We start from the raw sequence: 25,505 nt of genomic DNA on the forward strand, positions 1-25,505 counted from the left end.
GCCGCAACAAAGGTCGTCGCGATCAGCGTGCCTACGCCAGGGACGGTCATCAACAGCTGCGCGCGTTCATCATGACGCGCATGCTGGATCACCTTGGTATCAAGCCGCCTGAACTGCTCGACCAAGATAGCCCGAGCCTTCAGCAAGGCGTCGGCAATGTCGGCAATGGCCGGGTTGCTGGAAACGAGATCACGTACGCGCGGCTCGAAGCTCTTGCGGGTGGTCGGCCCCACCTTGAGGCCAAAGCCCCGCAACACGCCGCGGATGCACATCTCGATATCGTGCCACTTCGACTGCAACGCCTTGCGCGCCGTCAGCAACACCCGGGTCTGCTGGGCGTCCTGCGACTTGCAGTGCACTGGCCGGAACCAGCCAAGCCGCAGCAGCTGCGCAATCCCCCCGGCGTCCTTGCGATCTGTCTTCACCGGCATCGACCGGAAAGCATCGCGCACTTGCCGCGTCTCCAGAAGCACGACCGGGAACTTGGCGGCGGTCAGCCCGGCGTACAGCCACTGCGACAGCGGACCAGCTTCCAGCCCAATGCGCTCCATCGGCAAGCCCAACTCGACAAACCAGGCAACCAGCGCATCCGGATCACTGGCCACCTTGGCTTCCTTCACCACTGTGCCAGCCGTGTCCATCACGCACACGTGCGACAGTTCCAACGAGACATCGATGCCAGTATAGTAGCCCACGGTGGCCTCCCCAGATGCTTGGCGCAGCACCATGCCGACGCCGTTCTCCATCATACCGGGAGGTCACCAACCCTTCACAGAGCCGAATACCGCCGGCCCGTTACCCCATCTAGATGGCCGCCCGTTGAACGTGGACATATGGGGTTCTGCCTATGGTAAAGCGTTGCTGGTGCGCTTTCCGCGCCGCCGTATCATGACATTGCAGGCGCTTGATCCCCATGCTGCTCTCTTTGGCCTCCGACGTCAGCGCCGAAGTCACAGGCTTGGTCTTCACTGTCGACGACGGTCAAACGCCCTGACAGCAAGCGGGCTGTCCCTTCTCGTAATTGCGTATCAAACCCGACATAGCCTTACGCGATACGCTCCTGAAATCGGACTGAAGAGATTGATACGCGCGCCCTTGATATATTTATGATACGCACTAAGCTTGATCTATGGCTTATGATTTTTCCACCAAGGTGGCATTAGTGACCGGCGCGGGCGGCGGTATTGGCCGCGCCACGGCGATTGCATTTGCGGCCTGTGGCGCGCGTGTGCTGGTATCAGATGTCAACGATGCCGGCGGCAACGAGACGGTGGCCATGATCGCGGCGGCTGGCGGCGAAGCACTCTACCAGCATTGCAATGTTGCCGATGCCGGCGACGTCAAGGCCATGGTGACGCGGGCGGTGGAGGCATGGGGGCGGCTGGATTTTGCCCACAACAATGCCGGCATCACCAATCTTGCGGCCAGCGAATATGACGATGCCGTGTGGGAGCGCAGCCTTGGCATCAACCTGACCGGCGTGATGCTGTGCATGCGCGAGGAGGCCGAGGTGATGCTGAAGGCCGGTGGCGGGGCCATCGTCAACACATCGTCGATCAACGGTTTGACCGGCAATGCCGCGCAGCCGGCCTATGTTGCCACCAAGCATGGCGTGGTCGGGCTGACGCGGCATGGCGCCCTGCGCTGGGCCAAGGCCGGCATCAGGGTCAATGCAGTGTGCCCAGGCGTCATCGAAACCCCGATGACGGCTCCGCTGACGGCCGACCCGGCAATGCGCAAGATCGTCGATGGCATGACTCCCATGGGCCGGATGGGCCGTGCCGAAGAGGTGGCAGCGGCCGTGCTGTTCCTGTGTTCGGATGCCGCCAGCTTCATTACCGGGCATCCGCTGGTGGTGGATGGCGGCGCCACTGTGCAGTAATCAGACAGCGAGGCGCCGCAGTTCGTCTTTGAGCACCTTGCCGGCGGCATTGACTGGAAGGCGGGCGACGATTTCGATGCGCCGGGGCACCTTGTAATTCGCCATTTCCGTCCGGCACCATTGGCCAAGCTCTCTTGCGGTCGCTGCGCTGCCGGCACGCAGCACCACGAAGGCGGTGCCCACTTCGCCCATGCGCTCGTCGGCCACCCCGATCACCGCCACCTCGGCCACGCCCGGATGCCGCAGCAGCAGCTTTTCCACCTCTGCCGGATAGACGTTGAAGCCGCCGGTGATGAACATGTCCTTCTTGCGATCGGTGATCGCAAGATAGCCGGCGTCATCAAGCCGGCCGACATCGCCGGTGTGCAGCCAGCCAGCGGCATCAAGGGCCTCGGCTGTGGCGACCGGATCATCCACATAGCCCAGCATGACGCCGGGGCCGCGCACCCAGATCTCGCCTGCTTCCCCCACGGGCAATGGTTGGCCTTCCTCATCGACGATAAGCAATTCGTTGCCGGCAACGGCAACGCCGCAAGTGGTGGCGATCCGGTCGGCCGGATCGCCGCGGCGGCAACCGGTGATGTTCGTGCATTCGGTCATGCCATAAGCGGTGATGATATCGGCCATGCCAAGCTCGGCCCTGATGCGCTCGATCAACACGGGCGGCACCACGGCAGCGCCCGTCGTGCCACCGCGTAGCGAAGAGAGATTGAACGGCGCCTTCTCATGCGCCGCCAGCAGCCCCTGGAAGATGGTGGGCGGACCGGGCAGGAAGCTGATGCGATGCTGTTCGATGGCAGCGATGACGGCGTCGACATCGAACATTGGCATAGGTACGATTACGGCGCCGGCCAGAATGCAGGCCACCCAGCCCGCCTTCATACCGAAACTGTGGAAGAAGGGATTGACGATCAGATAGCGTTCACCTGCTGACAGGCCGGTGTTTTCAATCCAGGTGCCAAACTGCGGAATGATGCGGCCATGGGTCATCAGTACGCCCTTGGGACTGCCGGTGGTGCCGCTGGTGAACATGATGTCGGAAATCGTGTCAGGCCCGATGCCGGCCATGGCGGCATCGATGGCGGTTTGCGCTATGGCGGCGCCGCTGGCGAGGAAGTCGTCCCATTCCCGATCAATGCATATCGTGTGGTCCAGTGACGGCAGCGCTTCGCCAGCCAGGAGTGCCGGATAATCCGTGCCGAGAAATTCGCCCATGGTTACCAGCAGCCGGGCCGAGGTGCGCCGCAGGATATCGGCCGCTTCGTGGCCTTTCAGCCGGGTGTTGAGCGGGACGATGGCGGCACCCACTGTCATGGCGCCAACTGCGGCCACGATCCATTCGCGACAGTTGGGCGCCCAGATGGCGACTCGATCACCAGCGCTGATGCCGGCGGCCATCATGGCGGCAGCGCCCGCCCGGCAGTGCCGCGACAGATCGGCAAAGCTCCAGCTCTCGCCGGCATCGATGACCGCAACCGCATCGCCCCAACGCGCACCGGCGGCGGCGACGGCATGGGGAATGGTCTGGGGCAATGGGCGCAGCATGGCTCAATCCACTGGGAAATAGCGGCTGATGGTATCGACCACGCAGGCGGGCCGCTCGGCATCCTCAATCTCCACCGTCACCCGCACGACAGACTGTATCCCGCCCTTTTCCGGGGTAGCTGCGATGATCTCGCCGCGCGCGCGGATGCGCTTGCCGACCCGCACCGGGTTCAGGAAGCGCAGCCGATCAGCCCCCACGTTTACGGCGTGCGCAAAGCCCTGCACCTCGAGCAGTTCGGGCAGCAGCGCATTGACGAGGCTGAGCGTCAGATAGCCGTGGGCAATGGTGCCACCAAAGGGGCCGTGGGCGGCGCGGACCGGATCGATGTGGATCCATTGGTGGTCGCGGGTGACGGCGGCAAAGCCATCGACCATGGGTTGATCAACCAGCAGCCATCCCGTTGGGCCAAGCTGGCTGCCGACGGCATCGAGCAGCGCGGCCGGTGTAGCGAACACCCGAGGGGGCGTGGTCTCGCTCATGCGCGCTGGCTCGACACCGAGATGACCTCGCCGGTCAGATAAGAGGCAAGGTCGCTTGCGAGGAAGATCATCACGTTCGCCACCTCCCACACCTCGGCGGGGCGACCGAACGCTTCGCGGGCGGCCAATTGGCCGAGCAGCTCGTCGCTTGTCACCTTGGCGAGGAACGGGTGCATGGCGATGGAGGGGGCCACGGCATTGATGCGCACGCCCTGGTCGGCCGCCTCCAGCGCGGAACAGCGGGTGAACGCCATCACGCCGGCCTTGGCAGCGGCATAATGGGCCTGGCCCTTTTGCGCACGCCAGCCAAGGACTGATGCGTTGTTGACAATGGCGCCGCACCCGCGTGCCTGCATGTTCGGCAGGAACGCGCGGGTCATACGGAACACGCTGGTCAAGGTCACATCCAGCACCCGGCTCCACTGCGCGTCCGTCATGTCCACGACTGGCACTTCGCCCCCAAGGCCAGCATTGTTGATCAGCACGTCGACATGGCCAAGCCCGGCTTGCGCGGCGGCATGGAGGGTCTGCACTTGATCTTCGACCGTCACATCACAAACACAGGTGAGCGGGGCCTGACCCGTTTCCCTCGTCAGGCGCTCAGCAGCCTCGCCCAGGCGTCGTTCGTGAATGTCGCTGATCAGCAGGCGGGCGCCTTCTTCGGCAGCGCGGCGCGCAACGGCATAGCCGATGCCGGTGCCGGCGGCAGCTGTGATCACCACGGTCTTGCCGGCCAGCAGTCCGCGCGCAGGTGGATAGGGCGGGCTGTTGGCGGCGCTCATGCCTGGCCCCGCGGCTCACGCGGCATGCCCAGCCCGCGTTCGGCAATGAGGTTGCGCTGGATCTGGTTGGTGCCGCCGTAAATGGTGTCGGCGCGCGAATAGAGGAACAGGTTGGGCAGCATATCCCATTCATAATCCGCGTACTCGCTGACTTCGCCGGCTTGCCCCAACACATCCATGGCCAGTTCGCCCAGGCCGCGGCGCCAGCTGGCCCACTGGATCTTGTAGGTCAGGGCAGCGCCGCCGATCGCCGAGTGGTCGGTTTGCGAGAGCATCCGGAGCGCGCCATAGCGCATCAACCTCAGCCCAATCTCGGCCTGGGCGATCCGTTGGCGGATCAGGGGATCGTGGGCGGCACCATTGGCCTTGGCGGCGGCGATGATGCCGTCCAGTTCGTTGCGAAACCCCATTTGCTGGCCCAGCGTGGACACGCCGCGTTCAAAGGCGAGCAGGCCCATGGCAATGCGCCAGCCATCGCCCACCGCACCGATCAGGCTGTCGGCCGGGCAGCGCGCATCGGTGAAGAAGGTTTCGTTGAACTCGGCATCGCCGTTGATCTGGCGGATGGGCCGCACCTCGATACCGGGCTGGTGCAGGTTCATCATCAGGAAGGTGAGACCCTTCGGCCCGGCCGAGCCTTCCTCGCTGCGGGTAACAACGAAGATCCAGTCCGAGATATGGGCAAGACTGGTCCAGATCTTTTGGCCATTGACCACCCATTCCCCGCCTTCCAGTCGGGCGCGGGTGCGCACGCTGGCGAGATCGGAGCCGGCATTGGGTTCGGAGAAACCCTGGCACCAGATTGTCTTGCCAGCGGCGATGCCGGGCAGGAAACGCTGTTTTTGCTTGTCGCTGCCAAAGGCCAGTATCGTGGGGCCGGCCAATTCAACGCCGATATGATTGACCCGGCCCGGCACGTCGGCCCGGGCATATTCCTCGGCAAAGATCACCTGCTGGGCCAGCGTGGCGTCACGTCCGCCCCAGGCCCTGGGCCAGCCGATGCAGGCCCAGCCATGCTCGGCCAGTTGCTGTTCCCACTCGCGCCGGCGCTCCGGCTTGGCGGTCAGCTTGGTGATGCCCTTGATGTCGGAAAATTCGCCAGCCATCTGGCCTTGCAGCCAGTCCGCACATTCGGCGCGAAACGCCTCGTCGGCGGCAGAGAAACCCAACTTCATGCCATGTCTCCCAGCACAATGCGTGCCACCTGCTCGCGGTGCCAGGCGCCGCTTCCCATCAAGGTCTGCAGCGAACGGGCACGCTTAAAGAAGAGGTGCGCATCGTGCTCCCAAGTGAAACCAATGCCGCCGTGCAACTGGATCATGTCGGCGGCGCATTTGAAGGCGGTGTCGGCGGCAAAGCTCTTGGCCGCGTGCAGGGCCAGCGATGCATCGTCACTGCCCTCGTCAATGGCGCAGGCCGCCCAATAGACCGCCGAACGGGCCTGCTCGTTGGCGATCATCATGTCCGCCAGACGGTGCTTGTAGGCCTGGAACGAGCCGATGGCCCGCCCGAACTGCACACGGTCTTTCGCATAGGCGACGGTGCGATCGAGCGCCGCCTGCGCGACGCCGAGGCCCTCTGCCGCCAGCACCACCCAGCCAGTGGCACGCGCTGCGGCGAGAGCCGCCGCACAGTCGGCCAGCGGCTCCGCTGCGACAGCGTCCAGCGTGATGGTCGCCAATGGCCGGGTCTGATCCATGGTAACGGGTGTGTGGGCCTTCACGCCGGTGTCTGCCGGCACCAGCCATGCCTGGTTGCCCTTGCTGACCAGAAACAAGCCTGCGTTGCCGCCATGGGGCACCATCGCGGCGCTGCCGGTGAGGGAAGCACCATCGGGCGCGACATTGGCATCAAGCGCCGCTGCCGCAAGGGTGTCAGCCCCAATCAGGCGGGGAAGCCAATGGGCTTGCTGGGCTTCGCTGCCACCCGCTGCAATGGCACGGGCAACAGCGGCGTGGCCCAGCAACGGCAATGCGGCCACCTGCGCGCCCGCGGCTTCGGCGACGATGGCCAGTTCAACCAGTCCCAATCCGGCACCGCCGTGATGCTCCGGCAAAGCCACGCCCGACAGGCCAAGTTCGCGACAGAAGCCGGACCACAGTGCGGCATCCATGCCATCGCCGGCCATCGCCGCCCGGGTGCGGGCCGATGTTGCCTGCTCGGCAAACCAGGTGCGTGCGGTTTCGCCGATCATCTGCTGCTCGGCGGTAAATGCAAACTCCATCAGGCCGTCCCCCATACTTTGCGCGGTGGCATGCGATTGGCCAGCAGGGTGGCAACGGCGTCGCCGACTTCAGCTGGCACCCAGCGAGTGCCCTTGTCGATGACCGGCCCTTCGCGCCAGCCATCCTCGATCATGATCTTCCCGCCCTCGAGTTCGAACACGCACCCCGAGACATGGGCCGAATGCGCCGATCCCAGCCAAACCACGGTAGGTGCGATGTTGGCCGGGTCCATGACGTCGAAACCCTGGCCTTCGGTTGCCATCTTCTCGGCAAAGGCCTGTTCCGTCATGCGGGTGCGGGCCGATGGCGCCAGCGCGTTGGCGGTGATGCCATACCTGGCCAGTTCCGCCGCCTGCACCAGGGTGAGCGCTGCAATACCACCTTTGGCGGTGGAATAGGCTGCCTGTGCGATCGAGCCCTGCAGGCCGGCACCCGAAGAGGTGTTGATGATCCGGGCGTCAACCGGGTGGCCCGCCTTCTGCCGGCTGCGCCAGTAATCCACTGCGTGCCGCGACAGGCAGAAATGCCCGCGCAGGTGGACATGCATGGTGGCGTCCCATTCCTCGACCGTGGCCGACACGAACATGCGGTCCCGCACGATCCCGGCATTGTTCACCACGACATGCAAATCGCCAAAGGCTGCTACCGCTGCCTCCACGATGCGTCTGGCGGCTTCCCAGTCGGTCACATCCTCATGGTTGGCGATCGCCTGGCCGCCCGCGCGGACGATTTCGGCAACCACGGCGTCGGCAGCGCTGGTATCGCGCCCTTCGCCGTTCAGCGAGGTCCCGATATCGTTCACCACGACATTGGCGCCTTCGGCGGCAAAGGCCAGGGCATAGGCACGGCCAAGGCCGCGCGCGGCGCCGGTGATGATGACGGTTCGCCCTGCGCAAATTGGTCCGGTCATGGCGTCCTCACAGCCGTTCGATGATGGTGACATTGGCTTGGCCGCCGCCTTCACACATGGTTTGCAGGCCGTAGCGCCCCCCCGTGCGCTCCAGCGCATTCAACAGCGTTGTCATCAGCCGCGCCCCGGTACCTCCCAAGGGGTGGCCCAGTGCAATGGCACCGCCACAGACATTGACTTTCTCGTGCGGGATTTCGAGTTCCTGCATCCAGGCCATGGGCACGCTGGCAAAGGCCTCGTTGCATTCGAACAGGTCGATGTCGGCTACGGTCAGCCCGGTCTTGGCCAGGGCATGGCGGGTCGCGGCGATCGGGGCGGTCAGCATCCAGACCGGATCATCGGCGCGGACACTCATGTGATGGATGCGGGCGCGTGGGCTGAGGCCATGATCCTTAACCGCCTGAGCAGACGCGATCAGCAGGGATGCGGCGCCGTCGCAGTTCTGGCTGGCGACGCCCGCAGTGATGCGGCCGCCGTCTTCCACCGGGCGCAGGCCGGCCAGGCCTTCGGCCGTGGTGCCGGCCCGGATGGTTTCATCATGGGTCAGGCCTTCCAGTGGCGCGATCTCACCGGCGAACCATCCTTCGCGCGTTGCCTGATCGGCGCGGGCATGGCTGACGCAGGCAAAGGCTTCCATTGCCTCGCGCGACAGGGCCCATTTTTCCGCGATCATTTCCGCCGAGCGGATCTGGTTGAGCAGCCCCGGGCCATAACGGGCGATCCAGCCCGGCGACGTGTTGAACGGGTTATCAAATCCATAGGGGCTGCCGGCCAGCATTGCAGCTGAGATCGGGATGGCGTTCATAGCCTGCGACCCGCCCGCCACCACCAGATCCTGCGTGCCCGACATTACGCCTTGCGCGGCAAAATGCACGGCCTGTTGGCTAGAACCGCACTGGCGGTCAACTGTGGTGCCCGGCACATGGGTGGGAAGGCCAGCGACCAGCCAGGCGGTGCGGGCGATATCGCCTGCTTGCGGGCCGATGGTGTCGCAGCAGCCCCACACCACGTCCTCGACTGCGCCCGGATCGATCTTGGTGCGGGCCATGAGGGCGGCGATGGGGTGGGCGGCAAGATCGGCGGGATGCAAATGGGCAAGGCTGCCCTTCTTGCGGCCAATGGGGCTGCGCACCGCGTCGATGATATAGGCGTCAGGCATGGGTGTCCTCAGGTGAATGTGTGTTCGGGACCAATGGGATGGGAGCCACCGAGGATGGCATCGTCGAGGCGCGCGAGGTGGAAGGCGCGGTTGCCCCAGGCGCCGCACAGGGCCCAGGTGCGCTTCATCCAGAAATGCAGGTCAACCTCGTAAGTGTAGCCCATAGCGCCGTGTACCTGGATGGCGGTTTCGGCCATGGCCCAGGCCGCATCGCCGGCCGCGAGCTTGGCGTGACCGACATGGATCGCGGCGCTTGGCCGGCCAGCGGCCATGGCGGCTGCCGCCTGCCAGACAACGGGCTTGGCGAATTCGATCGCGACCGCACAGCTGGCCAGTTGATGCTTGATGGCCTGAAACGCGCCGATCGGCTGGCCAAACTGCTCTCGCAGCTTTGCGTAGGCCACGGCCTGATCCTGCATGGCCTCAGCCAAGCCGATCAACTGGGCTGCCGTCATCAGTGCCCCCAGGTTCAGCAACACAGCATCGGCTGCGACATGGGCTGGGGCAGGCGTGAGTCGACGCAAGGGATCAACGCTTTCAAGACCGACCCCTTCGCCATCGCTCACCCACGGGTTGACGGCATGGGGCAACGGGATTGTGCGATTGCCAGAGGCAATATCAGCCAGGACGGCATGATCCGCATCGGCCAGCAACCACGGCACTGCGATGAAGGCCGTGTCCACCAGCGGCTCGGCAAGGCAGGCCCGGCCGCACTCGGCCGCGATCAGGGCGGCTTCGACAAGGCCAAGACCCAGCCCGCCGGCGCTTTCCGGCACCAACAGGCCGGGCAGTCCCATGGCCACCAGGCCCTGCCAGATGGCCGGGTCTCGCCTGGAGCCGGCATCGAGCCGACGCAACACGTCGGGCCCATGGGTTTCGGCAAGATAATCGCGGACGCTTGCGGCCAGCGCCAGCGCGTCGGCAGACGGGGCCGGATCCATCAGCATCTCCATCAGCCGGCTCCCACGCGCGGCAGGCCCAGCAGGCGCTCTGCCGTGATGTTGCGTTGCACTTCGTTGGAGCCGGCATAGATGGGTCCGGACAGCGAGAAGATGTAGCCGTCCAGCCAGTCGTTGGCCGTGCCATCGGCGAACTGCTTCAATTCCGCGGCGGCCCCCAGCAGTTGCATGGCAGTGCGGTGCATGGCGCGATCAAGTTCCGACCAGAAGATCTTGTTGAGGCTGGCTTCGGCACCGATGCGGCCACCGGCCATGATACGCGCGGCCACGGCATAGGTGTTGTAGGCATAGGCCTGCGTGTCCATCCAGGCCTGCAGCACGGCTTCCCGTGCTGCGGGTGATGCGCTCGGCGCATGACCACGGTAGAGCTCCACAAGCCGCTTGGCCGTTGCCTGGAACCGTCCCGGAGAGCGCAGCATGAGTCCGCGTTCGAAGCCGGCGGTTGCCATCGCGACGTCCCAGCCCTTGCCTTCGTCGGCAATGCAGTTCTCCACTGGTACCCGCACTTCATCGAAAAAGAGCTCGGCAAAGCCGGGATGGCCGTGCAGCTGCCGGATGGGCCTGCGGGTGATGCCCGGGCTGTTCAGATCGAACAGGATGAAGCTCAAGCCCTTGTGGCGCTTGCTATCGGGATCGGTGCGGAACAGGCCGAACCCCCAATCGGCAAAGCTGGCGCGGCTGGACCAGGTCTTTTGCCCGGTGATGACATAATGGTCACCGTCACGAACGGCTTTGGTCTTGATCGCGGCCATGTCGGAACCGGCGCCGGGTTCTGACCAGGCCTGCGCCCAAATGACCTCACCGCGCGCCATGGGGGTGAGGAAGCGCGCCTTCTGTTCTGGCGTGCCATATTCCATGATCGTGGGCCCAAGCAGGAAAATGCCGTTCTGATTGGCCCGCAAGGGGGCACCGGCCCGGAAATACTCCTCTTCAAAGATCAGCCATTCAATAAGGTCGAGGCCGCGCCCGCCATACTCTTCCGGCCAGGTGACCATGCCCCAGTTGCCGCTCGCGAGGGTGCGTTCCCAGGCCACGTGCTGGTCAAAACCTTCGCGGCATTCCAGCGTGACAAGCGGCGTTGTCGGGACGTGCGCGGCCATCCAGGCGCGCACTTCGGCGCGAAAGGCCTGCTGGCGGTCGGTGTATTGGAGGTGCATCAGAACTCTGCCGCCTTGCCGGTTTCGACAAAGGCGTCGCGCGCCCTCTGCGAATCCGCGTGCATGTACATTTCCAGCGTGAAGCCTTGTTCCCAGCGATAGCCATGGTCGACATCGCGCGGTTCAAGGCCGTTCAGCGCCTCCTTGGCGATCACCAGTGCCTTGCGCGACTTGGTGGCGATGACGGCGCAAAAGGCGTGGGCCTCGGCGGCAAGCTGATCCCTGGGCACGAGTTTTTCCACCGCCCCCAGCCGCCAGGCTTCCTTGGCCGGGATCTGGCCGCCGGTGAAGAAGGCGGCGCGCACCTTGTGCAGCGGCAGCATGCGCGACAGGTGGCTGGCACCGCCCATGGCGCCGCGATCAACCTCGGGCAGCGAAAACCAGGCATCCTCGGCCGCGATGATGGTGTCGGCCGCCCCGCAGATGCCGATGCCGCCGCCGATGATGAAGCCGTGCGGGGCCACCACCACCGGCACTTCGGCATCACGAATGGCCTTGAACGTGAGGTAGTTGCCGCGGTTGAGCAGGGTGATGCGCTCGGGATGTTTCTGCATTTCCTTGATGTCGACACCGCCGCAAAAGCCGCGACCCTCGGCCCGGATCAGGATGCAATGCACGTCTTCCCGGCGGGCAGCCTCGGTGATCAGTGCCGGAATGCTGTTCCAGGTCGCGCTGTCAAAGGCGTTGACGGGCGGCACATCGAACAGGATTTCAGCGATGCGGTCGTTCACGGACACAGTGATCGGCATGGCTCAAATCCCCCGGGACAGGGCCGCGATGCGGGCGCGGGCGTCGGTTTCGATTGCAGTCAGAAGTTCGGCGCAGCTTGGCAGGTCGGCCAGTCTGCCCGCGACCATGCCGGTGGCCATCAGGCCGCCTTTGGCGTCGCCGCTCACCACCGCGCGCTGGATCAGGACGGGTGCTGCGGCCGCCATCAGGGCCTGGGCCAGGCTCATCTCGCCATGGCTGGTCATGCCGCGCGCGGTGCGCAGGACGTCGCCCCAGCCCATGCCGGTTGCCGACTTCATGGCGAGGCCGGCATCCAATGCCCTGAGCCAGGTCGCAAACGGCCCAGCGCGTTCGATGCGGGCGAGGGCGGCGTTGCGGATCAACCGCTGCGGCACTCCGTCGACCTTGCGGGTCACGATGATGTCATCGGTCCCTGCCTCGCAATAGGCTGACTTTGGAGCTGCCGGCACCGGGCTTTCCCGTGTCATGAGGAACCGGGTGCCCATGGCGATACCGGATGCGCCCCAAGCCAGCGCGGCGGCCAGTCCGGCGCCATCGGCAAAACCCCCGGCAGCGACCACAGGCACGTTTACCCGGGCCAGGACCTGAGGCAACAGGATGGTGGTTGGCACTGAGCCGGTGTGGCCGCCACCTTCGCCGCCCTGCACGGTAATGGCCTCGCAGCCGAGCTGGACCATTTTCTCGGCATGCTTGGCTGCGCCCACCGTTGGCATGCAGATGATCTCGGCCGCGCGAAAACGGGCGATCATGCGCGCATCCGGGCCGCGCCCAAAACTCACCGCTGCCACGCGATCACGATTGGCAAGGATGATGTCCACGATCCGCCCGGCACCTGGCTGGAACGCGTGGAAATTCACGCCAAACCGGTGTGGGGTCTGTTCGCGCAGCGCGGCAATGGCGCGTTCCAGTTCGTCGGGCTGCATTACCGCAGCGGCGAGGAAGCCAAAGGCGCCGGCGTTACTGCTCGCTGCCACCAGCGCCGGCGTTGCCACCCAGCCCATTGCGGTTTGCACCACGGGCAGGCGGCAGCCAAGGAGGCGCGTCAGCGGCGTGACCAGTGGATCTGTCATGGCAATTGCCCGTCAGCCTTCGCCGGCCTGGCGCTTGTTGGCCTTGGCCATGGCCGCGCCGTCGAGTCCGCCCAGGCTGTGTCCGGTGACCAGATCGTTCTGGGCGTGAGCAAAGTGGTGCATGTGAAAGACGGCATCCATCGCAGTGCGCTTGCCGCGGAGGTCTTCCACATGATTGAGGGCCTGTTTGGTCAACCAGTTGCCCAGCCGGGGACGGCTGGCAATTTCGTGGGCCATGGCCGACACCTTGGACTGCAACTGGTCACGCGGCACCATCTCGTTGATCATGCCGAACTGGTAGGCCCGCGCCGCCGGCATGCGCTCGCCCAGCATCAGGAAACCCTTGGCGATGCGTGGCGGCAGCTCGAAACCGTGGGCGAAATACTCCACGCCGGGAATGCCCATGCGTACCACCGGATCCTGGAAGAAGGCGTCGTCGGATGCGACGATCAGGTCGCACACCCAGGCCAGCATCAGGCCACCGGCGATGCAGGCGCCCTGCACCATGGCGATGGTGGGCTTGGCCATTTCCCGCCAGCGCCTGCACATGCCCAGATAGACTTCCTGCTCACGGGTGTAGAGGAGTTCGGCGCCGGGCCGCGTGCTGTGATCCCCAAACAGGAACGCCCGATCAAACGGCACCAGGTGATCGCGCCCTGGCGAGCCGATGTCATGCCCGGCCGAGAAATGCTTGCCTTCGCCGCCCAGCACGATGACCTTGATGACATCATCTGCCATCGCTCGCGCGAAGGCTGCATCAAGCGCATAGGTCATCTGCGAATTCTGGACATTGTGGAATGGTGGCCGGTTCATCATCACCCAGGCGACAGGGCCGTCGGCCCGATAGGTCACCGGCTCTTCGGTTTCGTAGATCGGTGTCTGCGGCTGGCGCGCGACAATCTCCTCGCTCATTTTTCTCTCCTCGCCGGCGGATTGCCCTGGATGACGCTGGCCCTGAAATTGTGGGGATCCAGCGATTGAATGATGGCCAGCGCCTTGGCGTCGGGCAGGCTGGTTTCGGGCACATGGCCTTCGACCAGGACCGGGAAGCCGGTGGCAGTCTGCACGTCTTCAACGCTGACGCCGGGATGCAGCGACATCAGGCGCACTGCGTGGTCCGGCCCGCCAAAATCCATCACGCACAGGTTGGTGATGATGCGGTGCAGATCGATGTTGCCATAATCGGCACCGGGCATGCGTCTGGCCGGGTTATAACCGGCACTCGAGACCATATCGACTTCGCCGTCGACAAAGGTGCGGGTGCCATGGGCCGGCACGAACATCGAGTTGCGGTGGTGGATGGAGTTGCCGGGAAACCCACGCACCCCCAGCATCTGCGTGCGCGGGCGAGCATGGTCGCTGCCCAGGCAGGACAGGTTGGTCTGGCCAAAACGGTCAATCTGGGTCGGGGTCACGATGGCATGGCGCCGGCCTGACCAGACGGCGGCATCGAAAAAGCGCGAGAAGGGCAGATAACCTGCCGGCTGGGGGGCGGTTGTGCGCGGGCCCAGCGGCACCGGCTGCTCGACCAGATAGGCCTCGCCGTCCGTCATCATCAGGCCGGGTGAATGGGTCAGCTTGGCAAGCCCCGCCCCCAGTCGTGGCACTGGGCCGATGCCGGTCGCAATGATTTCCCGGTCCGTGCAAAAGGCCTCGGCGCAGGCGTGGATGCAAAGTTCGGCAAGGGTGACCATCAGTAGATCGCCAGCGGCGTGGCCGCCACTGCCTCCAGGCCGCCGATGCCGGCCATGTAATCGGCTTCTGATTTGCCGACAAACCGCTCTGCCACACCGGCCCAGTCGCCAGGGTCTTTGGCAGCGTCGGAATAGGCCTTGAACCACGCCATGTCGGGCCCGTGGAGCGGTGGCAGGCTGGACGGGTGCGCACCGCCAGGTAGATGCGTCACGCCCTTGACGAAGCTGCGCTCGAACAGGTTGGTCGCAGCATCGGCGGGGAAATGCGTCTCCATCCGGTCAACCAGCACCTCGGTTGACACGTACGTGACATCCGCCGCGCGGGCGAACCATTCATCGTAGTAAAGGTCAGGCCCCAGCAACTGCACATTGCCGCGCCAGTCGCAGCGATTGACGTGCAGCAGGGCAGCGTCAAGGCGCAGCGCCGGCATGGCCACCAGCACCTCACCATCAGCATAGGGCGATTTTACCGTCCTCAGGCCGGCGAGCGGCACGACATCGGTGCCAAGGCCAACGCGTGTCGGCAGGAACGGCAAGCGCAAGGCCGCCGCCTTTAGTCCCCACTGCAGCATGCCTTCATCCAGTTCCATCACCTCGATGGCGCCGGCTTCCCGTGCCTTTCGGAACCAGGCTTCAAGCGGAATGGCATCTAGCGAGACGAATGCAAAGACCAGCTTTCGTACCCGGCCAGCGGCACAGAGCATGCCGACATCGGCACCGCCATACGACACGATGGTCAGATCCTTCAGACCTGAGCGCAGGATTTCCCGCACCAGGGCCATGGGCTTGCGGCGCGGGCCCCAGCCACCGATGCCGATTGTCATGCCATCTTCAAGCCGACCGACGATTTCGGCGGCAGACATGCGCTTGTCGAGCATGGCCGTCATACCGCGGCCTCGGCCTGTGCGGCGGCGGCCTTGGCCATTTCCACCTGCCAGGCCCAGACGTGACCCCATTCGCTGATCCGGGTGTGAGATGTTGGCTGCCAACGGGCAGGATCGATGACGAGACCGTTGCAGCCAACCTCGAGGTCAAATCCCGATGGGGTCTGCATGTAGAAACTGGTCATCTCGTCATTGACGTGGCCGCCAAGGGTCGCGCTTTCGGGCACGCCGGCAAGGCGCATGCGGTCGTGGCAGCGCCCGACATCAACGAGGTTGGTCATCTCCAGCATCAGGTGGATGCAGCCCGACGGCGGCACTGGACTTTCGCCAAAGGCAACGCTGTGATGCCGTCCATTGTCGGCATGCATGAAGACAAACCCCAAGCCCGGATCATCAGGCGGGCCACCGCCAAAATAGAAGCGCGGCACGTCGGTATCGTGAAAGCCGATGACGTCACGATAGAAGGCATGTGATGCTGCCAGATCGGGGGCAGCAACCACCGCATGGCCCATCCCCAATGCGCCGGTGACAAAGCCTTCCACGCCTTGCGCCGAGACAAAAACGACGTTGTCGCGGGTGTCGCCACAATAAAACTCCAGCCCGTTTCCGGCCGGATCGCTGGTGCGAAAGAAGGCATCCACACCGCGTGCAGCGGCCATCGCGGGACTGCCGTGCGCGACGGGATGACCGGCAGCAACCAGTCGCTGCGCAAGAGCCTCCAGCGCCGCGGCATCGCTGATCTCATAGGCGGCAGCCAGCAGGCGTTCGCCGTCAAAGGGTTCGATCCAGAATCGGAAGGGCCGATCATCGAGGCGGTAGAGCTCGGCACCGCCTGGCCCGGAGCCCGCGGGCATGATCCCCACCACGTCCAGGAGAAACCGGCGCCAGGCCGCCAGCTTCTGCGTGCCAATCACAACGTAGCCAAGCGCCTTGATTGCCATCGCTTAGCTTCCTTTCACCAGTTCGAGGAAATAGGGACGTTCGCCGCCGCCATCGACTTGCAGGCGCGCGCCGCTCACCCAGCCGGCATCATCACTGCACAACCAGCAAACGGCACCAGCCAGGTCATCGCCCGTGCCCATGCGCCCAAGCGGCATCGAACGGCCGACGGCTGCTTGCGCCTCGGCATCGCCATAGGTGTGTTCGGCGGTTTCCGTGGCCATCAAACCGGCAACGATGGCATTCACCCGAATGCCATCGCGGCCCCATTCCTGGGCCAGGCTCTGTGTCAGGTTCATGAGGCCAGCCTTGGCCGCGCCGTAAATGGCTGTCCCCGGTGACGGTCGTGCCCCCGAGACGCTGGCGATATTGACGATGCTGCCGCCGCCGCGTTTCACCATGTGCGGGTACGCAGCCTGGGCCAAGGTGAACGGTGCCGCCAAGTTGAGTTTCAAGAGGGCATCGACCAGCCTTGGGCTCGTGCTCTTTGCTGGCACGCCCGGGGATCCACCGGCGTTGTTGATGAGAATATCGATGCCGCCATGGTGCGCCACGACCGCTGCCACGAGTGCCTGCGCCTGGTCCACGTCGCGGATGTCGAGGACATGGGCGTCAATGCCGGGCAGGGGCCCGGCCGCCGCGGTGCGCGAACATACGGCCACATGGCAGCCCTGGGCGGCCAGCGCCTGAGCGATGAGGCGGCCAAGCCCGCGGGTGCCGCCTGTTACCAGTGCGACCTTGCCGTCCAGACCATAGTGCCCAGAAACCCCCACATGCCTCCCCTTCGTGCGGCCGCCGACGATGCGACGGCCATTGCCCCGCTGATTGATGCGGCAATCAGGGCGACTGCTGAATCAGGCGCTCTTTGGGCGTTGAATGAACAGTATCCGATAGCGATGCGCTATTCAATTGACGATTTGCGTAGAGTGAGGCATATTTTTTTACGAACAAACGGCATGATCGCGTGAGTCGATCTGCCTTCGGGAGGAGACGGACGATGGCGACGGCCTTTGCTCATGATGTGGATGCCGGCATTCCGTCGGCCGCGCAGCTTGTCGCGCGAGCCCGGGCAATGATACCGGCCCTCAAGGCGCGGGCGCGTGCCTGCATTGCAGCGCGAGACGTTCCGGCCGAGACCATTGCCGAGATGCAGGAAGCCGGGTTCTTCCGTATTCTGCAGCCACGCCGCTGGGGAGGGTATGAAATGCACCCCAACGTGTTCTTCGAGGTGCAGAAGGCGCTGGCGGAAGGCTGCATGTCGACCGGCTGGATGTATGGCGTCGTGGGTTGCCATCCCTATGAACTGGCCCTCTTCCACGACCATGCCCAGGCCGAGGTGTGGGGTGGCAATACTGGCATGCTGGTGTCGTCAACCTACCAGCCGGTGGGAAAGGTGACCCGTGTCGAAGGCGGGTTCCGCCTCTCGGGGCACTGGGGCTTCTCGACCGGTTCTGTGCACTGCGGCTGGGTCTTGCTGGGCGCGATGGTGCCGCCCGAGACGCCGGGTGGGCCACCCGACATGCGTACCTTCCTGTTGCCGCGCAGCGATTACACCATCAACCGCGATGCCTGGCACGTGTTTGGTCTCCAGGGAACGGGCAGTCATGACATCATCGTTGATGACGTGTTCGTGCCCGATTATCGCACCCACCGGGCTGTCGATGGCTTCTTGTGCCAGAACCCAGGCCAGGCGGAGAATGATGGCCCGCTCTACCGTTTGCCCTGGGCCCAGGTGTTTGTGCGTTCGGTGTCCACAGCAGCCTTTGGCGGCGCGCGTGCCGCGATCAACGCGGCCATGGCGATCATGCAGTCACGCGTGTCGACCAATACCGGCAAGGCCTCCAAGGCTGACCCAATTCTCCACGCAGCCTTGGCCAAGGCCATCGCACAAGTGGAAGAGATGGAAACCACGCAGCGTCTGTCGTTTGATGACCTGATGGCCATCGCCGAGCGCGGGGAACCGATCCCGATGCAGAAGCGGGCCATGTACACCTATCAATCCTCGATGGTCGTGCGCCGCATCGTCGACCTGGTCGACGATGTCATGCAGCTTCTGGGTGGGCGCGCCATTTACACGAGCAGCGACATCATTCAGCCTTGGCTGGATCTGAACGCGGCCAGGGCCCATGTCGCCAACGATCCGGCCAATCGCACTGGCGATGTGGTCGGCACCATGTTGGGTGAGCCGCCGGCCTTCAACTTCCTCTGAAATGGAGGCTGCAATGGTCGAATTGCGTTCGCGCACCCATCTGGTTGCGGGCGGCCACGAGATCCATGTCCAGGATGTGGGTGATGGCCCGCCGGTGGTGTTCCTGCACGGCAGTGGCCCCGGCGCGTCGGGGGCGTCCAACTTCCGCCAGAACATCGAAGCCTTTGTCGCGGCTGGCTGGCGGGTGATCCTGCCCGATCTTATCGGTTATGGCGCATCGTCAAAGCCCGAGGGCATTGATTACACCCTGCAGTTGTTCACCGACACGGTGCGCGAGGCGCTGGACCTGCACGGGATCGGCAAGGCTTCTTTTGTCGGCAACTCGCTGGGAGGCGGGATCGCGCTGCAGCTAACGCTCGACAATCCGGCGGGCACCGATCGGCTGGTGCTTATGGCGCCGGGCTGCGTGGCGGAACAGGCCAGCTATTTCACAATGCCAGGCATCGCCAAGATGGTCTCCAACTTTGGCGGGCCGGATTTCAATCTCGACGAGCAGCGACGGCTGGTGAGCAATCTGGTTCATCCTGATTTTGTGGCCCAGATCCCCGATTGGCTGGTGGAAGAGCGCTTTGCTGTTGCCCGCACCCAGCCCAAGGATGTGCTCGTGCGGATGCGCACCCCAAACCTGGGGTTGAGGCTGACCGAAATCACTTGCCCCGTGCTGGTGATGTGGGGGCTCAATGATGAGTTTTGCCCGGAAAGCCATGCCCGGCTCTTCCTGGACCATTGCCCTGATGCGCGCGCGATGACCTTCACGCGCACGGGCCATTGGGTGCAAGTTGAGCGGACCGCCGAATTCAATACCCACGCCCTCGGTTTCCTGAATGGCTGAAGGCTATCCTCTCGTGCCCGACGACCTGCCGGACTTGTTCAAGGCGGCGATGCGGCGGTTGGCGGCATCGGTGGCAATTGTCGTTGCCAAAGGCAACGACGGGCCGGTTGGCATGGCGGCGACATCGATCACGTCCCTGACGGTTGATCCACCTGCGGTGCTGGTCTGCGTTAACCGCATGACCAGCCTTCACGCCCTGCTGGAGCCCACAGCACCGCTCTCGGTCAATCTGCTGGCCTGCCACCATCAGGAGATTTCGATGGCCTTTGGTGGCGGCAAACCGCGCTCGGAGCGTTTCCGGGTCGGCGACTGGCAGGACGCGGAAAACGGGCTGCCAGCGCTTGCGGACGCGCAGGCCAATCTTGAATGCGTGATTGACGCGATGCTGGCCTACGGCACCCACAGCATCGTTATTGCCCGGGTGATCCGGGCGCAGGTGAGCGATGCTGTCGCGCCGCTGATTTACCAGGATGGGGGTTATCTGTGAGCCGCGCGTCCCTTGCCGCCAGCCACGGGGAACAGTTGTACCGGGCCTTGCGTGAAGGCCGGACACTGCCGCCGCTGGTCGCACGTGATCCATCCCTTACAATCGATGACGCCTATGCCATCAGCCTTGACTTTCTTGCTCGCCGCCTCGCGGATGGCGAACGGGTGGTGGGCAAGAAGATTGGTGTGACCAGCAAGGCGGTGCAGGACATGCTGGGCGTCCATCAACCTGATTTCGGCTTCCTCACCGATGCGATGCAGGCGGGTGAGGTCATCAACATCGCCGCCAAGGGCCTGATCCAGCCGCGTGCGGAAGCCGAGATCGCCTTCATCCTTGCCCAACCGCTGCGCGGTCCGGGCGTTACCGCTGAACAGGTGATCGCCGCCACGGCCGCAATCGCGCCCTGTTTCGAAATCGTTGATAGCCGCATAACCGACTGGAAGATCGCAATCGTTGATACTGTGGCGGACAATGCCAGCTGCGGCGTGTTTGTCCTGGGCGAAGCGCGAGCCGATCCGGCCGCATGTGACCTGGCCGCGTTGAAGGTAACAGTCACCAAGAATGGCCAGCCGCTGTCGGAAGGCTTGGGTTCGGCGGTGCAGGGCCATCCGGCGCAGGCCGTGGCCTGGCTGGCCAACACGCTTGGTCACTACGGTGTGACGCTTGATGCGGGCGATATCATCCTGTCGGGCTCGCTGGTACCATTGGCACCGGCCGCTGCTGGTGACGAATTCATCATGGAACTGCAAGGCGTGGGCGGTTGCACCGTCCGCTTCGTTTGAGGAACGGCAACATGGCACGCGTCAAGGCCGCGATCATCGGATCGGGCAATATCGGCACCGATCTGATGATGAAGATGCTGAAGTATCCGCAGAACATGGAACTGGCGGCCGTGGTGGGCATCGATCCCCAAAGCGAGGGGCTTGCAATGGCGCGCGCGCGCGGCATCGCCACCACGCATGAAGGAATCGAGGGGCTGAAGCGCCTTGATTGCTACAGAGACATCCGCATCGCGTTTGATGCGACCAGTGCTTATGCCCACAAGCTGCATGATGCAGCGCTCAGGGCCGATGGGATCCGCGTGGTGGATCTCACCCCGGCGGCGATTGGTCCATTCACCGTACCGCCGGTCAACATGGACGCCCATCTCGATGCGCCCAATGTGAACATGGTCACCTGTGGGGGCCAGGCGACGATCCCGATGGTTGCGGCGGTGAGCCAGGTCGCGAAGGTGCATTTTGCCGAGATTGTCGCGTCGGTGTCATCAAGGTCGGCCGGGCCGGGCACGCGCGCCAACATCGATGAATTCACCCGCACCACGGCCCGGGCCATCGAGGCCGTGGGCGGGGCTACGCGCGGCAAGGCGATCATCATCCTCAACCCGGCCGAACCGCCGATGATCATGCGCGATACGGTCTTCACCTTGTCGGAAGGCGCAGACGAGGATGTGATCCGGGCCTCGGTCGAAGCGATGGTGGCACGGGTGCAGGCCTATGTGCCCGGATACCGGCTGAAGCAGCAGGTGCAGTTTGAGCGCTTTGGCGACAACAACCGGTTGAAGATCCCTGGTATGGGCGAGTTCACAGGTATCAAGACGATGATCCTCCTCGAGGTCGAGGGCGCCGGCGATTATCTGCCGAGTTATTCCGGCAATCTCGACATCATGACGGCTGCGGCCAAGGCTACCGGCGAACTGATCGCGCTAAGGATGGCGGCATGAGCTTTGATGTCGAACGGGGCGACAAGCTCTACATCCAGGATGTGACGCTGCGCGATGGCATGCATGCCATTCGCCACATGTACGGCCTCGATCATGTGCGTGCCATCGCGCGTGCGCTTGACGAAGCGGGCGTCAGCGCCATCGAGGTGGCCCATGGTGATGGGCTGTCAGGAGCCAGTTTCAACTACGGCTTTGGTGCCCACACCGATTGGGAGTGGCTGGAGGCGGTGGCCGAGGTGCTGGAGCGATCGGTGCTGACCACGCTGATCTTGCCTGGCGTTGGAACCGTGGACGAACTGCGCCGTGCCCATGCGCTTGGCGTGCGGTCGGTGCGGGTGGCCACGCACTGCACGGAAGCCGACGTGTCGAAACAGCACATCGGCATCGCCCGCGACCTTGGCATGGACGTCGCTGGCTTCCTGATGATGAGCCACATGGTCCCGGCCCAAGCGCTAGCCGCACAGGCTGCGCTGATGGAAAGCTATGGTGCCCAGTGTGTCTATGTGACCGACAGCGGCGGCGCGCTTGACATGGATGGCGTTCGTGAACGGCTCGAAGCTTATGACCGTGTGCTGAAGCCTGACACCGAGCGCGGCATGCACGCGCACCACAATCTGGGTCTTGGCGTGGCCAACTCGATCGTCGCCGCGCAATATGGCGCGGTGCGCATCGATGCCAGCCTGGCTGGCATGGGGGCAGGGGCCGGCAATGCGCCGCTGGAAGTGTTCATTGCTGCCGTTGACCGCAAGGGTTGGAACCATGGCTGTGATGTCATGAAGCTGATGGATGCCGCCGAGGACCTGGTGCGCCCGTTGCAGGACCGTCCGGTGCGGGTTGACCGGGAAACCCTCAGTCTGGGTTATGCCGGGGTCTATTCCAGTTTCCTGCGCCATGCCGAGAAGGCGGCTGCTGATTTCAATCTGGATACGCGGGCCATCCTGGTCGAACTGGGACGGCGCAAGATGGTGGGCGGACAGGAAGACATGATCGTTGATGTCGCGCTCGACATGGTGAAGGCGAAAGGGGTGGCATGACCGGCGCCTCGCTGCACAGGCCGCTTCCGCTGGCCGACGTCCCGCATTGGGACCTGGTTTGCGATGTCGCAGTCGTGGGCTTTGGTGCGGCGGGTGCTTGTGCAGCGCTGGCCGCGCGCGAAAACGGCGCAGCTGTCATGTTGTTCGAACGCAATGCCGGAAGTGGTGGTGCCTCTGGCCTGTCGGGCGGAGAAATCTATGTCGGCGGCGGCTCGCCGGTGCAGAAGGCGGCGGGCTTTGACGATGATGTCGCCGATTTCGCCGCTTATCTGAAAGCGGCTGGCGGCCCTTGTGTCGATGTCGCCAAGTGTGACCTCTATGCCCGCGAGGCCGTGGCGCATTTCGCTTGGCTGCAGGCGCAGGGCGTGCCCTATCGCGGCAATTATCTGCCGGGCAAGCATATTGAACCCACCGACGATTCCACCCTCATCTGGTCGGGCAGCGAGGCGGCTGCGCCCTATGTGGACCAGGCCCGTCCAGCCCCGCGCGGCCACGTCGTGCAGCACATGGGCTGGGGCGGTGGGCGCACGTTGATGGACCGGCTGGACGCGCGTGTGCGTGCCGTCGGCGTGGACGTCCGCTGCAATGCCCGCGTCGTGTCGCTGGTGGCCGATGGAGTGGCCATCGTGGGCCTGGTGGTGCGCATGGACAATCAATTGTTCCATGTGCGCGCCATGGGTGGCGTGGTGCTGGCGAGCGGCGGCTTTGTCATGAACGAGGATATGCGCCGCCGCTATTGCCCCGACACGTTCCGGATCAATGATCCCATTGGCGACAAGGACGATGGTGCCGGCATATTGATGGGCATGGGCGCCGGCGGTGACGCCATTCACATGGAGCAGTTTTTCACCACCTGTCCGTGGACCATCCCGGAAAGCCATGCCCAGGGCGTGTTCGTCAATGTGGCCGGCCAGCGCTTCATCAACGAGGATTGCTACCACGGCCGGGTGAGCCGCGCGGCCGTCGATCAGCCCGGCGGGCGGGTCTATCTGCTGCTGGACAATGCCCGTTTCCAGCAGCCGCCGGATTTTGCCCGGATGAGCATCGCTGGCACCGGTGACAGCTGGGAGGAGGTTGAGGCTGAACTAGGCATGGCCACGGGCACGCTGAGCGCGACCATGGCTGTGTACAATCGCCACGCCGCTGAAGGGCGCGACCCGCTGTTCGACAAGCGCCCGCCCATGCTGGTCCCGCTGGACCAGGGGCCGTTCGTTGCCCTGGAGCTGAATTTCCAGACCAGTTACTTCAGCTTTTTCACGCTGGGTGGGCTGGCAACCAATACGGATGGCGTCGTGCTTGACCGGGGCGGCGCGCCGGTGCGCGGGCTGTATGCGGCCGGTCGCTGCACATCAGGCCTTCCGGCCTGGGGCCATGGCTATGCCTCGGGGCTCAGCCTTGCGGACTGCACCTTCTTTGGCCGCCAGGCTGGGGCTGCGGCCGCGCGCCATATGACGGGCCATGGCTGAAGCCACGCTGGCGGCCCGGCTGCAACGGCTGGAGGATCTGGAGGCGATCCGCACGATCATCGCCCGCTATGGCCCGCTGGCCGATGCCGGTGCGGCCGATTCGGTTGCCGGCTTGTGGGCGGAAGATGGCCGCTATGCCGTGGGTGGCATGCATGAAGCGGTCGGTCGGGCCGCCATCGCGGGTTTCATCACGGGGCCCGTTCACCAGGCACTGATGGTGACAGGCTGTGCCCATCTGCTCGGCCCGGTCGCGATCACGCTGGATGGCGATGGCGCCACGGCCGTTGGCCACAGCGTGTTGTTCGAGCAGCGCCCCGGAGGCGTGGCGGTGGCCCGCATCGCTGCCAATCGCTGGCAGTTGCGCCGCAGCAAGACCGGTTGGGAAGTGGTGCGTCGTGACAACCGGTTGCTGGACGGCAGCGAAGCGGCGCGCGCCCTGTTTGCTGGGGTTTAGCCGGCCAGCTGGCCGCCATCGATGACCAGCAGACTGCCGGTCATCCGTGCGGCGGCCGGGCTGGCCAGATAGGCGATGGCTTCGGCCACATCGGCAGGCGGTAACGTCCCGTCGGGCAGCTTGGGCGCGTTGCGCATCACCAGCGCCCAGTCGGCCACGCCGGCCGGCGGAGCCTGGCGTCCCATGGCGGTATCGACATGGCCTGGGCAGACCGCATTGATCCGCACCCCGGCAGCGGCATATTCAATGGCCAGGCTCTTGGTGATGGCGGCGACCGCATGTTTCGAGGCGGCATAGGCTACCGTATAGGCAATGCCCTGCAAGGCGGCGGTGGAGGCGGTGTTGACGATGCAGCCGCGGCTGGCAACCAGCAACGGCAGCGCCGCCCGGCACAAGGCATAGGTTCCGGTAGCGTTCACGGCCATGACAGCGGCAAAATCCTCCGCACTGAAATCGGCGGTTGGGCCCCATTTCAAAATGCCGGCAATGTTGAGCAGCACATCGAGCCGGCCATCAAGCGACGCGATCAGGGTTTCGCACGAGGTGATGCTGCCTGCATCATGCTGGCGGGTCGTGACGGGCTCGGGCAGCAGGGTAGCGGTGTCCGCCAAGCCCGTTGTGTTGATGTCAGCAAGCACCAATTCGGCACCTTCGGCGGCAAGCAGCTGTGCCGTGGCGCGGCCAATGCCACCCCCGGCCCCTGTGATCAGCACCCGCTTGCCGGCAAAGCGCATGGCCCTCTCCTGTTATTGATCCTGTTGGCGCGGGGCCTTGATGCGTAAAGCATACATGTCACGATTACGCGTAACGCCTATTGAGTGCAAATGATAACCTGATAACGTAATTTATAAGACCCGTTGATGCGCA

At 64.5% G+C, this 25,505-nt stretch carries 28 protein-coding genes; 10 read left to right on the top strand and 18 right to left on the bottom strand.

Annotated features, from left to right (window positions below; genetic code table 11):
- Nucleotides 1-749, bottom strand: a 749-nt coding sequence (locus RT662_RS07185) for an IS110 family transposase (RefSeq protein WP_313670028.1), incomplete at its 3' end; no start/stop codon positions are given.
- Nucleotides 750-1,129: 380 nt separating this feature from the next.
- On the opposite strand from RT662_RS07185, the gene RT662_RS07190 reads away from it, so the two are divergent.
- On the top strand, nucleotides 1,130-1,882 hold the full coding sequence (locus RT662_RS07190; RefSeq protein WP_313670029.1) for an SDR family oxidoreductase: 753 nt from the start codon (nucleotides 1,130-1,132) through the stop codon (nucleotides 1,880-1,882).
- On the opposite strand, the gene RT662_RS07195 is transcribed toward RT662_RS07190, so the two are convergent.
- The 16 genes from RT662_RS07195 to RT662_RS07270 are packed head-to-tail and all read right to left on the bottom strand — an operon-like array spanning nucleotide 1,883 to nucleotide 17,209.
- Nucleotides 1,883-3,427 carry a FadD3 family acyl-CoA ligase gene (locus tag RT662_RS07195; protein ID WP_313670030.1) on the bottom strand — a complete coding sequence of 515 codons (1,545 nt, stop codon included), beginning with the start codon at nucleotides 3,425-3,427 and terminating at the stop codon, nucleotides 1,883-1,885.
- A 3-nt stretch (nucleotides 3,428-3,430) separates the two neighbouring features.
- Nucleotides 3,431-3,907 carry a MaoC family dehydratase gene (locus RT662_RS07200; protein ID WP_313670031.1) on the bottom strand — a complete coding sequence of 159 codons (477 nt, stop codon included), beginning with the start codon at nucleotides 3,905-3,907 and terminating at the stop codon, nucleotides 3,431-3,433.
- Nucleotides 3,904-4,689: an SDR family oxidoreductase gene (locus RT662_RS07205; RefSeq protein WP_313670032.1), complete on the bottom strand. Its 786-nt coding sequence runs from the start codon at nucleotides 4,687-4,689 to the stop codon at nucleotides 3,904-3,906. The genes RT662_RS07200 and RT662_RS07205 overlap by 4 nt, the downstream gene beginning before the upstream one ends.
- The gene (locus RT662_RS07210) at nucleotides 4,686-5,864 is read right to left on the bottom strand and encodes an acyl-CoA dehydrogenase family protein (RefSeq protein ID WP_313670033.1); all 1,179 of its coding nucleotides are present in this window, start codon (nucleotides 5,862-5,864) and stop codon (nucleotides 4,686-4,688) included. Before RT662_RS07210 ends, RT662_RS07205 begins: the two co-directional genes overlap by 4 nt.
- Nucleotides 5,861-6,913 (bottom strand): acyl-CoA dehydrogenase family protein, encoded by a 1,053-nt coding sequence (locus RT662_RS07215; protein WP_313670034.1) that lies wholly within the window; start codon nucleotides 6,911-6,913, stop codon nucleotides 5,861-5,863. Before RT662_RS07215 ends, RT662_RS07210 begins: the two co-directional genes overlap by 4 nt.
- Nucleotides 6,913-7,824, bottom strand: a complete 912-nt coding sequence (locus RT662_RS07220) for an SDR family oxidoreductase (protein WP_313670035.1) — start codon at nucleotides 7,822-7,824, stop codon at nucleotides 6,913-6,915. The genes RT662_RS07215 and RT662_RS07220 overlap by 1 nt, the downstream gene beginning before the upstream one ends.
- 7 nt (nucleotides 7,825-7,831) lie before the next feature.
- The gene (locus RT662_RS07225) at nucleotides 7,832-8,983 is read right to left on the bottom strand and encodes an acetyl-CoA C-acetyltransferase (RefSeq protein ID WP_313670036.1); all 1,152 of its coding nucleotides are present in this window, start codon (nucleotides 8,981-8,983) and stop codon (nucleotides 7,832-7,834) included.
- An 8-nt stretch (nucleotides 8,984-8,991) separates the two neighbouring features.
- Entirely contained in the window at nucleotides 8,992-9,936 is a 945-nt protein-coding gene (locus RT662_RS07230) for an acyl-CoA dehydrogenase (protein ID WP_313670037.1), read from the bottom strand.
- A complete protein-coding gene (locus tag RT662_RS07235) occupies nucleotides 9,936-11,099 on the bottom strand; it encodes an acyl-CoA dehydrogenase family protein (protein WP_313670038.1) in 1,164 nt (387 codons plus the stop codon). The genes RT662_RS07230 and RT662_RS07235 overlap by 1 nt, the downstream gene beginning before the upstream one ends.
- Nucleotides 11,099-11,848, bottom strand: coding sequence for an enoyl-CoA hydratase family protein (locus RT662_RS07240; protein WP_313670039.1), 750 nt, complete (start codon nucleotides 11,846-11,848; stop codon nucleotides 11,099-11,101). The genes RT662_RS07235 and RT662_RS07240 overlap by 1 nt, the downstream gene beginning before the upstream one ends.
- A 3-nt stretch (nucleotides 11,849-11,851) precedes the next feature.
- Nucleotides 11,852-12,919: a nitronate monooxygenase gene (locus tag RT662_RS07245; RefSeq protein ID WP_313670040.1), complete on the bottom strand. Its 1,068-nt coding sequence runs from the start codon at nucleotides 12,917-12,919 to the stop codon at nucleotides 11,852-11,854.
- A gap of 12 nt (nucleotides 12,920-12,931) precedes the next feature.
- Complete coding sequence (locus RT662_RS07250; protein ID WP_313670041.1) at nucleotides 12,932-13,831, bottom strand: enoyl-CoA hydratase; 900 nt, start codon at nucleotides 13,829-13,831, stop codon at nucleotides 12,932-12,934.
- Entirely contained in the window at nucleotides 13,828-14,613 is a 786-nt protein-coding gene (locus RT662_RS07255) for a ketoacid CoA transferase (protein ID WP_313670042.1), read from the bottom strand. Before RT662_RS07255 ends, RT662_RS07250 begins: the two co-directional genes overlap by 4 nt.
- Nucleotides 14,613-15,500 (bottom strand): CoA-transferase, encoded by an 888-nt coding sequence (locus RT662_RS07260; RefSeq protein WP_313670043.1) that lies wholly within the window; start codon nucleotides 15,498-15,500, stop codon nucleotides 14,613-14,615. Before RT662_RS07260 ends, RT662_RS07255 begins: the two co-directional genes overlap by 1 nt.
- On the bottom strand, nucleotides 15,497-16,438 hold the full coding sequence (locus RT662_RS07265) for a VOC family protein (RefSeq protein WP_313670044.1): 942 nt from the start codon (nucleotides 16,436-16,438) through the stop codon (nucleotides 15,497-15,499). The genes RT662_RS07260 and RT662_RS07265 overlap by 4 nt, the downstream gene beginning before the upstream one ends.
- A 3-nt stretch (nucleotides 16,439-16,441) precedes the next feature.
- Complete coding sequence (locus RT662_RS07270) at nucleotides 16,442-17,209, bottom strand: SDR family oxidoreductase (protein ID WP_313670045.1); 768 nt, start codon at nucleotides 17,207-17,209, stop codon at nucleotides 16,442-16,444.
- On the opposite strand from RT662_RS07270, the gene RT662_RS07275 reads away from it, so the two are divergent.
- The 9 genes from RT662_RS07275 to RT662_RS07315 are packed head-to-tail and all read left to right on the top strand — an operon-like array spanning nucleotide 17,210 to nucleotide 24,638.
- On the top strand, nucleotides 17,210-17,404 hold the full coding sequence (locus tag RT662_RS07275; protein ID WP_313670046.1) for a hypothetical protein: 195 nt from the start codon (nucleotides 17,210-17,212) through the stop codon (nucleotides 17,402-17,404). It begins immediately after the preceding gene.
- A 29-nt stretch (nucleotides 17,405-17,433) separates the two neighbouring features.
- Nucleotides 17,434-18,645: an acyl-CoA dehydrogenase family protein gene (locus RT662_RS07280; protein ID WP_313670047.1), complete on the top strand. Its 1,212-nt coding sequence runs from the start codon at nucleotides 17,434-17,436 to the stop codon at nucleotides 18,643-18,645.
- 13 nt (nucleotides 18,646-18,658) lie between these two features.
- The gene (locus RT662_RS07285; RefSeq protein WP_313670048.1) at nucleotides 18,659-19,477 is read left to right on the top strand and encodes an alpha/beta hydrolase; all 819 of its coding nucleotides are present in this window, start codon (nucleotides 18,659-18,661) and stop codon (nucleotides 19,475-19,477) included.
- Nucleotides 19,470-19,964 carry a flavin reductase family protein gene (locus RT662_RS07290; RefSeq protein WP_313670049.1) on the top strand — a complete coding sequence of 165 codons (495 nt, stop codon included), beginning with the start codon at nucleotides 19,470-19,472 and terminating at the stop codon, nucleotides 19,962-19,964. Before RT662_RS07285 ends, RT662_RS07290 begins: the two co-directional genes overlap by 8 nt.
- Nucleotides 19,965-20,011: 47 nt before the next feature.
- Nucleotides 20,012-20,746 carry a fumarylacetoacetate hydrolase family protein gene (locus tag RT662_RS07295; RefSeq protein WP_313670050.1) on the top strand — a complete coding sequence of 245 codons (735 nt, stop codon included), beginning with the start codon at nucleotides 20,012-20,014 and terminating at the stop codon, nucleotides 20,744-20,746.
- A gap of 11 nt (nucleotides 20,747-20,757) precedes the next feature.
- Nucleotides 20,758-21,684, top strand: a complete 927-nt coding sequence (locus tag RT662_RS07300; RefSeq protein WP_313670051.1) for an acetaldehyde dehydrogenase (acetylating) — start codon at nucleotides 20,758-20,760, stop codon at nucleotides 21,682-21,684.
- The gene (gene dmpG, locus RT662_RS07305) at nucleotides 21,681-22,718 is read left to right on the top strand and encodes a 4-hydroxy-2-oxovalerate aldolase (RefSeq protein WP_313670052.1); all 1,038 of its coding nucleotides are present in this window, start codon (nucleotides 21,681-21,683) and stop codon (nucleotides 22,716-22,718) included. The genes RT662_RS07300 and dmpG overlap by 4 nt, the downstream gene beginning before the upstream one ends.
- A complete protein-coding gene (locus RT662_RS07310; RefSeq protein WP_313670053.1) occupies nucleotides 22,715-24,184 on the top strand; it encodes an FAD-dependent oxidoreductase in 1,470 nt (489 codons plus the stop codon). Before dmpG ends, RT662_RS07310 begins: the two co-directional genes overlap by 4 nt.
- Nucleotides 24,177-24,638, top strand: coding sequence for a nuclear transport factor 2 family protein (locus RT662_RS07315; RefSeq protein ID WP_313670054.1), 462 nt, complete (start codon nucleotides 24,177-24,179; stop codon nucleotides 24,636-24,638). Before RT662_RS07310 ends, RT662_RS07315 begins: the two co-directional genes overlap by 8 nt.
- Here RT662_RS07315 and RT662_RS07320 read toward each other — a convergent pair.
- Nucleotides 24,635-25,372 (bottom strand): SDR family NAD(P)-dependent oxidoreductase, encoded by a 738-nt coding sequence (locus RT662_RS07320; RefSeq protein WP_313670055.1) that lies wholly within the window; start codon nucleotides 25,370-25,372, stop codon nucleotides 24,635-24,637. The two genes, RT662_RS07315 and RT662_RS07320, sit on opposite strands and share 4 nt — an antisense overlap.
- Nucleotides 25,373-25,505: the final 133 nt, after the last annotated feature.

Source organism: Sandarakinorhabdus sp., assembly GCF_032115815.1.
GTDB lineage: Bacteria > Pseudomonadota > Alphaproteobacteria > Sphingomonadales > Sphingomonadaceae > Sandarakinorhabdus.